The sequence below is a fragment of the Streptomyces sp. IBSBF 2435 genome (assembly GCF_036815005.1).
In the GTDB taxonomy this organism is placed as follows: domain Bacteria; phylum Actinomycetota; class Actinomycetes; order Streptomycetales; family Streptomycetaceae; genus Actinacidiphila.
In genome coordinates, this window is sequence record NZ_JAJSYW010000045.1 from 24,242 (window position 1) to 36,828 (window position 12,587).

At 70.9% G+C, this 12,587-nt stretch carries 14 protein-coding genes and 3 tRNA genes; 6 read left to right on the forward strand and 11 right to left on the reverse strand.

Features of this window, described 5'->3' with window-relative positions; all coding sequences use genetic code 11:
* The first annotated feature begins 100 nt into the window (after positions 1-100).
* From V7E46_RS11810 to V7E46_RS11825, 4 genes are all read left to right on the forward strand, one after another.
* Entirely contained in the window at positions 101-529 is a 429-nt protein-coding gene (locus tag V7E46_RS11810) for an ATP-binding protein (protein ID WP_333768379.1), read from the forward strand.
* A gap of 56 nt (positions 530-585) precedes the next feature.
* Positions 586-1,188 (forward strand): hypothetical protein, encoded by a 603-nt coding sequence (locus tag V7E46_RS11815; RefSeq protein WP_333768380.1) that lies wholly within the window; start codon positions 586-588, stop codon positions 1,186-1,188.
* Between the two features lie 64 nt (positions 1,189-1,252).
* On the forward strand, positions 1,253-1,783 hold the full coding sequence (locus tag V7E46_RS11820) for a GNAT family N-acetyltransferase (protein ID WP_333768381.1): 531 nt from the start codon (positions 1,253-1,255) through the stop codon (positions 1,781-1,783).
* Positions 1,784-2,038: 255 nt separating this feature from the next.
* Positions 2,039-2,836: an SGNH/GDSL hydrolase family protein gene (locus V7E46_RS11825; RefSeq protein ID WP_443054130.1), complete on the forward strand. Its 798-nt coding sequence runs from the start codon at positions 2,039-2,041 to the stop codon at positions 2,834-2,836.
* 87 nt (positions 2,837-2,923) lie between these two features.
* Here V7E46_RS11825 and nusG read toward each other — a convergent pair whose 3' ends face one another.
* The 3 genes from nusG to V7E46_RS11840 all read right to left on the reverse strand — a co-directional run bounded on the left by nusG (position 2,924) and on the right by V7E46_RS11840 (position 4,397).
* Complete coding sequence (gene nusG / locus V7E46_RS11830; protein ID WP_329175638.1) at positions 2,924-3,817, reverse strand: transcription termination/antitermination protein NusG; 894 nt, start codon at positions 3,815-3,817, stop codon at positions 2,924-2,926.
* Positions 3,818-3,932: 115 nt separating this feature from the next.
* Positions 3,933-4,217: a preprotein translocase subunit SecE gene (gene secE, locus V7E46_RS11835; RefSeq protein WP_329182410.1), complete on the reverse strand. Its 285-nt coding sequence runs from the start codon at positions 4,215-4,217 to the stop codon at positions 3,933-3,935.
* Between the two features lie 107 nt (positions 4,218-4,324).
* Positions 4,325-4,397, reverse strand: a tRNA-Trp gene (locus V7E46_RS11840).
* A gap of 211 nt (positions 4,398-4,608) precedes the next feature.
* Between V7E46_RS11840 and V7E46_RS11845 the strand changes: the two genes are divergently transcribed.
* A complete protein-coding gene (locus V7E46_RS11845; protein ID WP_329175639.1) occupies positions 4,609-5,847 on the forward strand; it encodes a pyridoxal phosphate-dependent aminotransferase in 1,239 nt (412 codons plus the stop codon).
* 169 nt (positions 5,848-6,016) lie between these two features.
* The gene (locus V7E46_RS11850; protein WP_333768383.1) at positions 6,017-7,051 is read left to right on the forward strand and encodes an adenosine deaminase; all 1,035 of its coding nucleotides are present in this window, start codon (positions 6,017-6,019) and stop codon (positions 7,049-7,051) included.
* A gap of 68 nt (positions 7,052-7,119) precedes the next feature.
* Here the strand turns inward: V7E46_RS11850 and V7E46_RS11855 are convergent, their stop codons facing one another.
* The 8 genes from V7E46_RS11855 to V7E46_RS11890 all read right to left on the reverse strand — a co-directional run bounded on the left by V7E46_RS11855 (position 7,120) and on the right by V7E46_RS11890 (position 12,232).
* The gene (locus tag V7E46_RS11855; protein WP_333768384.1) at positions 7,120-8,175 is read right to left on the reverse strand and encodes a UDP-N-acetylmuramate dehydrogenase; all 1,056 of its coding nucleotides are present in this window, start codon (positions 8,173-8,175) and stop codon (positions 7,120-7,122) included.
* A 177-nt stretch (positions 8,176-8,352) separates the two neighbouring features.
* Positions 8,353-9,801, reverse strand: coding sequence for an MFS transporter (locus V7E46_RS11860; protein WP_333768385.1), 1,449 nt, complete (start codon positions 9,799-9,801; stop codon positions 8,353-8,355).
* A 137-nt stretch (positions 9,802-9,938) separates the two neighbouring features.
* Positions 9,939-10,493 (reverse strand): TetR/AcrR family transcriptional regulator, encoded by a 555-nt coding sequence (locus tag V7E46_RS11865; protein ID WP_333768386.1) that lies wholly within the window; start codon positions 10,491-10,493, stop codon positions 9,939-9,941.
* Between the two features lie 206 nt (positions 10,494-10,699).
* The gene (locus tag V7E46_RS11870) at positions 10,700-11,128 is read right to left on the reverse strand and encodes a MaoC family dehydratase (RefSeq protein WP_333768387.1); all 429 of its coding nucleotides are present in this window, start codon (positions 11,126-11,128) and stop codon (positions 10,700-10,702) included.
* Positions 11,128-11,595, reverse strand: coding sequence for a MaoC family dehydratase N-terminal domain-containing protein (locus V7E46_RS11875; protein ID WP_333768388.1), 468 nt, complete (start codon positions 11,593-11,595; stop codon positions 11,128-11,130). Before V7E46_RS11875 ends, V7E46_RS11870 begins: the two co-directional genes overlap by 1 nt.
* A 193-nt stretch (positions 11,596-11,788) precedes the next feature.
* Positions 11,789-11,953, reverse strand: coding sequence for a 50S ribosomal protein L33 (gene rpmG / locus V7E46_RS11880; protein ID WP_004571794.1), 165 nt, complete (start codon positions 11,951-11,953; stop codon positions 11,789-11,791).
* A gap of 86 nt (positions 11,954-12,039) precedes the next feature.
* Positions 12,040-12,112: transfer RNA gene (locus V7E46_RS11885), tRNA-Met, on the reverse strand.
* A 47-nt stretch (positions 12,113-12,159) separates the two neighbouring features.
* Positions 12,160-12,232: transfer RNA gene (locus V7E46_RS11890), tRNA-Thr, on the reverse strand.
* Between the last annotated feature and the right edge of the window lie 355 nt (positions 12,233-12,587).

The following is a 12,587-nucleotide window of genomic DNA, read 5'->3' on the forward strand; positions in this document are numbered from 1 at the left end:
ACCATGACGCTAGGTCGCAGGCACTTCGCATACCGTTGTGCGTAGTACAGAGCGCTACGCGCAACGTACCCCTGAACTCCACCGGAGGTGTTGGCCAGCCATGAAGGCGCTGACGACCACGATCGCCGCCTCGACCGGGCATCCGGCGTACTCCCAGGTCCTGCCGTGCGCAGCACAGAGCGCGGGTGAGGCGCGGCGGCTGGTGCTGGCCGCGTGCGGGGCGTGGGGGCTGGACGAACTGGCCGAGAGCGGCACGCTGCTGGTGTCGGAGCTGGTCGGGAACGCCGTACGGCACACCCGGTGCCAGCTGGTGCGGGTGGAGGTCGCGCGGGTGGGGCGGGACCGCGTACGGATCTCCGTGACGGACCGTTCGGCCGCGCTGCCGGTGCGGCGCGACCCCGGGGACGGCGCCACCTGCGGGCGCGGGCTGCTCATCCTGGACGCGCTCGCGGACCGGTGGGGGACGGATCCGCTGGCGTACGGGAAACGGGTCTGGGCCGAGCTGGTCCGGCAGCCCCCCGCGCCGTGACACCCCCTCACCCGCGTGATATCCCCTCACACCTGCGACAAGGAGTCACACCGCCCATGCCCGTTGACCTGCCGACGTGGGGGCCGCAGCGGCTGCCCGTCCCGTACGCCGCCGTCTGGAGCGGGGAGCGGCGCGGCTCCGGGGGCGCGCTGGTCGTACGGCCGCGCGGGCTGGCGTACCGCGACGAGACGCCGGCCGACCGCGACCGGCACGGCGTGCTGTGGGCACGGGTGACCGAGGAACCCGGCGCGGGACGGCCGGACTTCGGCGCGATGCACCCGGTACGGCAGCGCGCGGCCATGCTGGGCCTGCGCTGCCAGGTCTGTGGCGGCCCTGCCGGCCGTACGTCGCGCGGCTGGCTGTTCGTGCTGCCCGACGAACCGGCGGCCCGGGAGCCGGAGGGCGCCCTGACGACGAAGCCGCCGCTGTGCTCCCCCTGCGCGGACCTGGCCCTCCGCCACTGCCCCCACCTGCGCACCCCGCTGGCCACCCGCTCGCGCAAGCCCCGCGTGTGGGGCGTCTTCGGTGAACTCTTCGCCCCGGGCACCGAAGGCCCCGCCCATTTCCCCTACGCCCACCCGGCGACCCCGTGGCTCCTGGCCACCCAGGTCGTCCTCCAGCTCACCCGCTGCACCCCGGCCGACCTGACCCGCAGCTGACGGCGGGCGGGGGCGGCGCGGGAAACACGTTGCGGCGCCGGTCGGCCCCGGCCAGCATCAGCGGATGACGTACCTGATCCGCGCCGTACGGGCCGATGAGTGGCCGAAGGTCAAGGAGCTGCGGCTCAGCGCGCTGGCCGATCCGGTCGCGCCCCTCGCGTTCATCACGACCCTGGAGCAGGGGGCCGCGCAGCCCGATGCCTTCTGGCAGGAGAGCACGGAGGCGGCTTCCCGCGGGACAGCCGTCCGGCAGTTCATCGCGGAAGATCCGGAGGGAAGCTGGGCGGGCACCGTCGTGGTGCTGGTCGAGCGCCCCGGGAACGATGACTTCTTCGGGCAGCCGATCCTGGCACCGCAGGCCCAGTTGGTGGGCGTCTTCGTCCGCGCCGAACGCCGGGGCAGCGGCCTGGCCGAGCAGCTCTTCGAGGCCGGCGTGGCATGGGCCTGGTCCTTGCGGGCCCCCGCGGTCGGCCGGGTCCGCCTCTTCGTCCACGCCGCCAACGAGCGCGCCGCCGCCTTCTACCGGAGGTTCGGCTTCACTGCGACCGGCCTGACCGTGGGCGAGGACCAGGAGATGCAGATCACCCGGCCGTGAGAACCCGGCGCTCACGGGGCGGCCCTCGACGCCGCGGCAGCGATGGGGTCAAGTGGCGCTGGGCGGGGCCGTGTCGGACACACCGTGGCTTTTCGCCACACACGTCGTTGTGCAACTCACCCGCTGCATCCGTACCAGCGTCGGCCGGAGTCGGAAGTTCCGGTCTACGCGGGAAGAATTCTTGGCATGGACACTTCCCGAGGTGCTTACCGGCTGGTACGAAAGTCGTGCAGCGATCCTGCCCTTGGAGGTTCCGTGAGACTGACCAGGTCATTAACCGCCCTCGCCGCATTGGCGTTCGCCCTCGTGGCGGCGCTGGTGCTGAGCGGTCCGGCGCGCGCCGCCGGACCCGTCTACGTGGCGCTCGGGGACTCGTACTCGGCCGGGAACGGCGCCGGCAACTACATCAGCTCCAGCGGTGACTGTCACCGCAGCAACAGCGCCTACCCGGCGCTGTGGGCCAGCGCCCACAGCGCGTCCTCGTTCACCTTCGCCGCCTGCTCGGGCGCGGTGACCAGTGATGTGACGGGCAGCCAGCTCGGCGGGCTCAGCTCCTCCACCACCCTGGTCAGCCTCACCATCGGCGGCAATGACGCCGGCTTCGCCGACGTCATGACCACCTGCGTCACCGGTTCCGACAGCACCTGCGTCAACCGGGTCAGCCAGGCGGAGACCTTCGTGCACAACACCCTGCCCGGCCGGCTCGACACCGTCTACAACGCCATCCGCGCCAAGGCCCCCAACGCCCGGGTCGTCGTTCTCGGCTACCCGGACATGTACGACCTGTCGGCCTGGATCTGCGTCGGCCTCAGTTCCACCAAGCACAAGAAGATCGATGAGGCCGCCGACGTCCTCGACACCACCATCGCCTCCGTCGCGGCCGCCCACGGCTTCGCCTTCGGCGACATCCGCCCCACCTTCAAGGGCCACGAGCTCTGCTCAGGCGACGACTACCTGCACGCCCTGGTCGTCTCTCCGAGCTTCGAGTCCTACCACCCCACCGCCACCGGGCACTCGGCCGGCTACCTGCCGGTGCTGAACGCCAACGACTGACCAGCACTCCTTGCGAAAAGTCCGAGCCCCTGCTCCCGTCGAGGGAGCAGGGGCTCTGGCGTGAGCGCGTCAGCGGAAGAGCTGGAGCTAGTTCTTCTGGATCTGGTCGAAGCTCAGCTCGACCGGGGTCTCGCGGCCGAAGATCTCGACCAGGCCCTTGACCTTCTTCGAGTCGGGGTTGATCTCGTTGATCGTGGCCTGGAGGGTGGCGAAGGGGCCGTCGGTGACGGTGACCGAGTCGCCGACCTCGAAGTCCAGCACCTGGACCTCGACCTTGCGGGGCTGGGCGGTGCCCTCGGCGATCGCCGCGGCCTCGGCGGCGGCCTCGACCTCGGGGGCGAGCATCTTGACGATCTCGTCCAGGGTCAGCGGGTACGGGTCGTACGCGTTGCCGACGAAGCCGGTGACGCCGGGGGTGTTGCGGACGACGCCCCAGGACTCGTTCGTCAGGTCCATGCGGACCAGGACGTAGCCGGGGAGCTTGTTCTGCCGGATGGTCTTGCGGTCGCCGTTCTTGATCTGAACGACTTCCTCCTGCGGGACCTCGGCCTGGTAGATGTACTCCTCGACGTTCAGCGAGACGGCACGCTGCTCCAGGTTTGACTTCACCCGGTTCTCGTAGCCGGCGTAGGTGTGGATCACGTACCACTCGCCGGGCAGGGTGCGCAGCTCCTCGCGGAACGCGGCCACCGCGTCGACCGGGGTGGGGGCCGCCGCGGGCTTGTCGCCGTCATCGGAGGCGTCCTCGGAAGAGGCGTCCTCGGACTCGGACTCGTCACCCTCGCTCTCGCCGTCGGCCTCGGCGGTCTCGCCGTCCTCCTCGGACTCGACGTGGACGGCGGCCTGCTCGGCGGTTTCGCCCTCGGCCAGGTCGGCGGCAACCGCCTGATCGGCGTCGGCGTCGGCGGCCTCGACGGTGTCGAGGGCGGTTTCGGCGCCCTCGACGGACTCGTCGGCGTCGTACACGTTCGGGTCAGACACGGTGACTGCTTCTTCCTGACTTCAAAGGTGGCACTGCGGGCGGGGCGGCCAGCGGCCTGCGCCCTCCGCGCTGACTTGCGGGACCCAGCCGAAGACGGCCCAGCCGGAACGCGGCTCAGCCGAAAACGGAGGAAATGAGCTTCCCGAAGCCCCAGTCAACCACGCTCACGAACGCGATGACGACCACAACGAAGACAATCACCACAGTGGTGTACGTGGTCAGGTCGTTGCGGCTGGGCCAGACGACCTTGCGAAGCTCCGCGATGATCTGGCGGTAGAAAAGCGCGAGGCGACCCAGGGGGCCCTTCTTGCCGCGCTTGCCACCGCGGCGGGGCTTCCGGTCGGAGTCCTGGTCGTCCTGAGTCGCGTCAGGCTCCGGGACCTCGATGGAGTCCGTGATCTCAGTCACTCGTCCTCACCTGACTCCGGGTCGTGGCCGTGCCGCGCCCGTCGCGCGGTACGGCGAGTGCTTATCTGCCTGCCCACGTCCAGGCTGGACGTGTGGAGCAGGGCCGGAGGGACTTGAACCCCCAACCGCTGGTTTTGGAGACCAGTGCTCTACCAATTGAGCTACGACCCTTCGACAGACACTCCCAACGTACCGCAGGCGACATCGCCGGGAGGGCCATCGACGGTTGAGTGTACGTGCTCGGACGCTCCCCGTCGAACGCCTTGCGCCCGAAGCCGTCCGATCGCGTTCATTCGGGGTTCAAACCCAGTTGGAGGCTCGAACTCCGGTGAGCGGCCAAACCCCGGTGCCGCGCGGGGTGGGTGTCTGGGACCATGCAGTCATGACCGCAGCCACTCCCCCTGTACCACCTGCAAGCGAGCGGCGGGTGTCGGCCCGTATCGGCTCGATCTCCGAGTCCGCCACCCTCGCCGTGGACGCCAAGGCCAAGGCCCTCAAGGCCGCCGGCCGCCCGGTGATCGGGTTCGGCGCCGGCGAGCCCGACTTCCCGACGCCCGGCTACATCGTCGACGCCGCCGTCGAGGCCTGCCGCAACCCGAAGTACCACCGCTACACCCCGGCCGGCGGGCTGCCGGAGCTGAAGGCGGCCATCGCCGCCAAGACGCTCCGCGACTCGGGCTACGAGGTCGACGCCTCGCAGGTACTGGTCACCAACGGCGGCAAGCAGGCCATCTACGAGGCCTTCGCCGCCGTGCTCGACCCGGGCGACGAGGTCATCGTGCCCGCCCCGTACTGGACCACCTACCCCGAGTCGATCCGGCTCGCGGGCGGCGTCCCTGTCGAGGTCGTCGCGGACGAGACGACCGGCTACCGGGTCACGCTGGAGCAGCTGGAGGCGGCCCGCACCGAGCGGACGAAGGTGCTGCTCTTCGTCTCGCCGTCCAACCCCACCGGCGCGGTCTACAACCGGGCCGACACCGAGGCGATCGGCCGCTGGGCCGTCGAGCACGGCCTGTGGGTCCTCACCGACGAGATCTACGAGCACCTGGTCTACGGCGACGCCGCCGCCACCTCGCTGCCCGCGGTGGTGCCCGAGCTGCGCGACAAGTGCATCGTCGTCAACGGCGTGGCCAAGACGTACGCCATGACCGGCTGGCGCGTCGGGTGGATCGTCGGCCCCAAGGACATCGTCAAGGCCGCGACCAACCTCCAGTCCCACGCCACCTCGAACGTCAACAACGTGGCACAGGCCGCGGCGCTGGCCGCCGTCACCGGCGACCTGGACGCGGTCGCCGAGATGCGCACCGCCTTCGACCGCCGCCGCCAGACCATCGTGCGGATGCTCAACGAGATCGACGGCGTCGTCTGCCCGACCCCGGAGGGCGCGTTCTACGTGTACCCGTCGGTGAAGGCGCTGCTCGGCAAGGAGATCCGCGGGCAGCGCCCGGCGACCTCCGTGGAGCTGGCCGCCCTCATCCTGGACGAGGCCGAGGTCGCCGTCGTGCCCGGTGAGGCGTTCGGCACCCCCGGTTATCTGCGGCTCAGCTACGCGCTCGGCGACGAGGACCTGGCCGAGGGCGTCTCGCGGCTGCAGAAGCTGCTCGGCGAGGCCACGGACTGACCGCCCAGGACCGGCCACGGCGCATCGGCCGCCGCGGACCGGCGCCCGCGCGCACCGCTCCCCGCGGACCGGCCCGCGCGGCGGTACGCACATCCGATTTCGTGTACGGGCAAGCCCCCGTTCGGAGAAATGGTTCCGAGCGGGGGCTCGCGTATAGCAGGATCTTGGGATGGCACGCGAAGTACGTACGGGGCAGGTCCGGGACATCCGGCAGCTTCCCAAGGCACACCTGCACCTGCATTTCACCGGCTCCATGCGCCCGGCGACCCTCATGGAGCTGGCCGACAAGCACGGCGTCCACCTGCCCGAGGCGCTGACCTCGGGCGAGCCCCCGAAGCTGCGGGCCACCGACGAACGCGGCTGGTTCCGCTTCCAGCGGCTCTACGACGCCGCCCGCTCCTGCCTGCGCACCCCCGAGGACATCCACCGGCTGGTGCGCGAGGCCGCGCAGGAGGACGCCGCGGACGGCTCGGGCTGGCTGGAGATCCAGGTCGACCCGACCTCGTACGCGCCACGGCTGGGCGGGCTCATCCCGACCTTGGAGATCATCCTCGACGCGGTCCACACCGCCTCCCGCGACACCGGTGTCGGTATGGCCGTCGTGGTCGCCGCCAACCGGATGAAGCACCCGCTGGACGCCCGTACGCTGGCCAGGCTCGCGGTCCGCTACGCCGACCAGGGGGTCGTCGGCTTCGGGCTGTCCAACGACGAACGCCGTGGCCTGGCCCGCGACTTCGACCGCGCCTTCGCCATCGCCCGGGAGGGCGGGCTGCTGGCCGCCCCGCACGGCGGCGAACTCGCCGGCCCGGCCAGCGTCCGCGACTGCCTGGACGACCTGCACGCGCAGCGCGTCGGGCACGGGGTGCGCGCCGCCGAGGACCCGCAGCTGGTCCGGCGGCTCGCCGACACCGGCGTGACCTGCGAGGTCTGCCCCGCCTCCAACGTCGCCCTCGGCGTCTACGACAAGCCCGAGGACGTACCGCTGCGGCTGCTCTACGACGCCGGGGTCCCGATGGCGCTCGGCGCCGACGACCCGCTGCTCTTCGGCTCCCGCCTCGCCGCGCAGTACGAACTCGCGCGGGACGTGCACGCCTTCACCGACCAGGAGCTGGCGGAACTGGCCCGGCAGTCGGTACGCGCCTCCCGGGCGCCGCAGGAGGTGCGCGAGCGGATGCTGAGCGGGATCGACGACTGGGCGAAGTGAGCCGGGCCGCGGCGGCCGTCTTCACGGCTCCACGGCCGCGTGCGTACGGGCCGCCGCAATCGCCCGCGCTACAGTTCCACGCCGACCATCACCGGCTCGTTCACCAGCGTCACGCCGAACGCCTCGCGCACCCCGTCGCGTACTTCGCGGGCCAGCGCCAGCAGGTCCTCGGTCGTGGCGCCGCCGCGGTTGGTCAGCGCGAGCGTGTGCTTGCCGGAGATGCGGGCCGGGCCGGTGCCGTAGCCCTTGGTGAAGCCGGCCTTGTCGATCAGCCAGGCCGCGGACGTCTTCGTACGCTCGCCCGAGCCTGGGCCCTCGGATGCCGGATACGCCGGCGGGGCCGTGTCCGGGCCGAGGCGGTCGTGGACCCGGTCCAGGAACGCGGCGAATTCCGCGGCCGTGAGGACGGGGTTGGTGAAGAAGGAGCCGGCCGACCAGGTGTCGTGGTCGGCCGCGTCCAGCACCATGCCCTTGCTCGCCCGCAGCCCGAGCACGGTCGCGCTGGCCTTCTCCAGCGGCACACGCTCACCGGCCTCCACGCCCAGCGCGCGGGCCGTCTCGGGGTATTTCAGCGGCGCGGAGAGGCCGCCGGCGTCCTCCAGGGCGAAGCGGACGCGCAGCACGACGTAGCGCGCCGGGTCCTCCTTGAAGCGGCTGCCGCGGTAGGAGAAGGCGCAGGCCTCGGCGGGGAGGGTGACCGTCCGCCCGGTCCTGCGGTCGTATGCGAGGACGTCGGTGATGGTGCTGGACACTTCCTGGCCGTAGGCGCCGACGTTCTGGATCGGGGTGGCGCCGGCCGAGCCGGGGATGCCGGCCAGGCACTCGACACCGGCCAGCCCCGCCCGAACGGTCGCCGCGACGGCGTCGCTCCAGGGCTCGCCCGCGGCCAGCTCCAGGGCGGTGCCGTCGAGGGTGACGCCCCGGGTGGCGATGCGTACGGCGGTGCCGTCGAAGCCCCCGTCGGCGATGACGAGGTTGCTGCCGCCGCCGATGAGCAGCACGGGCTCGCCGCGCGCGTCGGCCTCGCGGACGGCGGCCACCACCTCGTCGTCGGTGCGTGCCGTGACCAGACGGGCGGCGGGTCCGCCGAGGCGGAAGGTGGTGTACGGGGCGAGAAGGTGCACGCGCTCAGCTTATGCGGCCGTGCGCCGCGGCCTCCGGCGGCGGCCGGGCCGGGCGGGAGCCGGGCCGGGCGGGAGCGCGCCGCCCGTGCCGGCGTACGGCCGTATCCCCCCGGGCACGGGAAAGGGGCGGGCCGGCAGGGGAGGCAACCCCGCCGGCCCGCCCCGCAGGGGCACCGCTCAGGTGACCGGCTGGAGGGGCAGCGCGTCGTCCACCTCCGGCGTGCCCTCGGGCCGCCCGGGGGTGGCGGACCGCTTCGGCAGGAGCAGCGCCACCGCGAAGCCGACGGCCAGGATCCCGGCACCCACCCACAGGGCCGGCAGCAGCCCGTCCACGAACTGCGCTCCGGAGGCGTAACCGCCCTGTGCGGCGAAGATCGAACCGAGCACGGCTATGCCGAGCGCTCCGCCGACCTCCCGCAGCGCGTTGTTCGCCCCGGAGGCGATGCCCTGCTCCGCGGGTATGACGCTGGACATGACCAGGCTCGTCGCGGGTGCGATGAAGAGCGCCATGCCGGCCCCGGAGAGGATGAGCGCGGGCAGTTGCGCCAGGTAGGACACGTCGGGCGAGAGGATCAGCGCGAACCAGCCGAGGCCTGTCGCCTGGAGCGCGAGCCCGGCGGCGACGACGGGCCGGCCGCCGATGCGGTCGGAGAGGAGGCCGGCGATCGGCGCGACGATCATCGGCATGCCGGTCCAGGGCAGCATGCGCAGCCCCGCCTCGGTCGGGCTGTAGCCCAGCACGGTCTGCAGGAACTGGCTGAGCAGGAAGATCGACCCGAACATCCCGGTGAACATCAGCGCGCTGGAGACGTTGATGGCCGTGAAGCGGCGGCCGCGGAAGAGCCGCATGGGCAGCATCGGGTTGCGGGCGGTCATGCCGTGCCGGACGAACGCCGCGACGAGGACGGCGCCGCCGATCAGCCCGCCGAGGACCCGGGCGCTGGTCCATCCGTGGGCTGTGGCGTTGACCAGGGCGAAGACGATCCCGAAGAGCCCGAGGCTGATCAGCACGGTGCCGCGTCCGTCGATCCGCGCGCCGGGCGCGGTGGACTCGGCCAGCCGGAAGCGGGCGAGCGGGAGCAGCAGCAGGCCGAGCGGGACGTTCAGCCAGAAGATCCACTGCCAGGAGATGTGTTCGGTGAGGCTGCCGCCGATGAGCGGACCCGAGGCCACGGCGAGGCCGTTGACCGCGCCCCAGATACCGAAGGCGGTGCCGCGGCGTTCCGCGGGGACGGCGGCGCTGAGCAGGGTCAGGGTGAGCGGCATCATGATGGCCGCGCCGACGCCCTGGACGGCCCGGAAGGCGATGAGTTCGTTGATGCCGGGCGCGAGGGCCGCGGCGGCCGAGGCCCCGGTGAAGATCGACAGGCCGGTGATGAAGAGCTTGCGGCGGCCGAAGCGGTCACCGAGGGAGGCACCGAACATCAGGAGCACGGCGAAGGTGAGCGTGTAGGCGTTCACCGTCCATTCGAGGTCGGACAGCGCGCCGCCGAGATCCTTGCGGATGGACGGCAGCGCCGTGGTGACGACGAGGTTGTCCAGGGCCGCCATGAATCCGGCGACGCTGGTGATCACAAGCGCCCAGGCCGCGGTGGCGGGCCTGCGAGCTGCGGTGGGCTGGTCCATTGCCGTGCTCTCCTTACTCCCCTGTCGGGAGGCTTCCGCCGGCGCCCCGGAGGGCGACGGCGCTGGTTGAGTTAGTAATCGATGACTAACTTTCGCGGGCAAAAAAATGCCGGCCATCAGGAACGGCCGGCACTCGCTCACTCGGGCCTGGCGCCTTCGTAGAACCCCGACCAGACGCGGTGGCCTGCCGGGAAACCCAGCGACACCAGGGCGTTGATGAGCATCCCGTAGGCGAGGAAAGTCGTGGTCTCGTCGACGTCGGCACCCAGTTCCAGCTGGACGGTGTCCCACAGCCCCAGCCAGGACTCCCGCACCGCCTCGCCGAAGGCGTGGTCGCCGACCGCCTCGGCGGCGGCCACCGCGACATACGTCTGCATCTGCATCAGCAGCCGCTCGGGGTCGTCGTGGATCATCTGCCGATACGCGTTCCCCATCGCCGCGAGCTTCTCGTCCGGCGCGAGGTCGGCGGCGGCTTCGGCGAAGAGCTGGCAAGTGCCCTCCATGCAGTTCCGGGAGGCCGCGAGGAACATCGCCTGCTTGTTCGGGAAGAGCCGGAAGAGGTACGGCTGCGAGACGCCCACCCGGCGGGCGATCGCCTCGGTGGAGGTGCCCTCGTAACCGCCGCGGGCGAACTCGCTCATCGCCGCACGGATGACGCTCTCGCGCCGCTCGTCTGCGCTCATCCTGACCATGGGCAGTAAGTTAGTGGCCAATCACTACCTTGTCAATCAGCGGCGCGAGGGCGGCTTGGGGCGGTAAGGACCGCCCAGCAGGGTGGGCGGTCCTTACCGGCGTACATTGCCGGGCGGGGCGCCTGGGTCCGGCGCCTGGGTCCGGCTCGTGCCCCCGGCTCCCCCGCTCCCGGCGCCCCGCTCCAGACCCCGGCTCCCGGCTCCCGTCAGGCGAGCTGGACCACCGCGCGGGACATGCCGAGCACCTTCTGGCCGGCCGAGGTCGCGACCAGGTCGACGCGGACCCGGTTGTCGTCCAGCTTGACGGCGACCTTCGCGGTCACCTCGATGAGCGCGCCCTCGTCGTCGTTCGGCACGACGACCGGCCGGGTGAAGCGCACACCGTATTCGACGACCGCGCCCGGGTCGCCGGCCCAGTCGGTCACCACCCGTGCTGCGGAGGCCATCGTGAACATGCCGTGCGCGATCACATCGGGCAGCCCGACCTCGCGGGCGAACTTCTCGTTCCAGTGGATCGGGTTGAAGTCGCCGGACGCACCCGCGTACTGCACCAGCGCCGCCCTTGTGACGGGGAAGCTCCGTGCGGGCAGCTCGGTGCCGACCTCGACATCGTCGTATGCCACGGTCGCCGCCATCACGCGTCTCCGTCCTGCGCCGGGTCGGCCGCGCGGGCGACCAGCTTGGTCCACGCGGTCACGACATGCTCGCCCGACTCGTCGTGGACCTCGCCACGGATGTCGAGGATGTCGTTGCCCGCCAGGGATTTGACCGCCTCGATGGTGGACGCGACGGTGAGCCGGTCACCGGCCCGCACCGGGCGCGTATAGGCGAACTTCTGGTCACCGTGCACGACCCGGCTGTAGTCGAGCCCGAGTTCCGGGTCGGCCGCGACCGCACCCGCCGCCTTGTACGTGATCGCGAAGGCGAAGGTCGGCGGCGCGATCACATCGGGGTGACCGAGCGCCTTGGCGGCTTCCGGGTCCGTGAACGCCGGATTCGGGTCGCCGATCGCCTCGGCGAACTCGCGGATCTTCTCCCGGCCCACCTCGTAGGCGGCGGTGGGCGGGTACGTCCGCCCGACGAAGGACTGGTCCAGAGCCATCGGCACCTCAGGTGTGCGGCAAGCGGGCAAGTGGGTAAGTGGGCAGTGCGACAAGGAGACAAAGGGACAAGTGACGTTCGGTGACGGCCGGGGCCGGAACGCGCCGCGAGACCGTCCCCGGTCATATGACGGGGACGGCCTCGCGATTACGGCCTGGCGCTGCTGCTTGCTGCTGTTGTGCGGTGAAGGAGAGTCAGCGCGTCTCGCGGTGCGCGGTGTGCGCGTTGCAACGCGGGCAGTGCTTCTTCATCTCAAGACGGTCCGGGTCGTTACGCCGGTTCTTCTTGGTGATGTAGTTCCGCTCCTTGCACTCCACGCAGGCCAGCGTGATCTTCGGGCGGACGTCGGTGGCGGCCACGTGAGTGCTCCTTGACGAACGGGGGGTATATGAACACAGAAAGAGTAGCCGATCGAGGGACCGATCCCGCAATCGGCTACGCAGAGTAGCGGCGACCGGACTTGAACCGGTGACACAGCGATTATGAGCCGCTTGCTCTACCGACTGAGCTACGCCGCTGCGACGAACCGACCCCCGCCGATGAGGGCGGGGAACCGATCCATCAGAGCCCCAATACGGAATCGAACCGTAGACCTTCTCCTTACCATGGAGACGCTCTACCGACTGAGCTATTGGGGCGAGCGAGGAAGACATTACACGGTCCGCTGCGATACGTGAAANCGAACCGTAGACCTTCTCCTTACCATGGAGACGCTCTACCGACTGAGCTATTGGGGCGAGCGAGGAAGACATTACACGGTCCGCTGCGATACGTGAAATCCGTATCCGGCAGGGCACATCGGGCTCAGCGGACACCCGCGCCAGCCGGCAGATCAGTACGACTAATGCACTCCTCCCGGGTGTCCTGCCGCCGCCTACCGGACCTGCGCGCGACCGGCCCCTAGGCTCGACCACGCGTGATCATCCCGTGATTCGCGGGTGACCATGCCCCGTCCGCACCGAGCCGCTCCCCCGTTTCCCGAGTTCCAGCTCT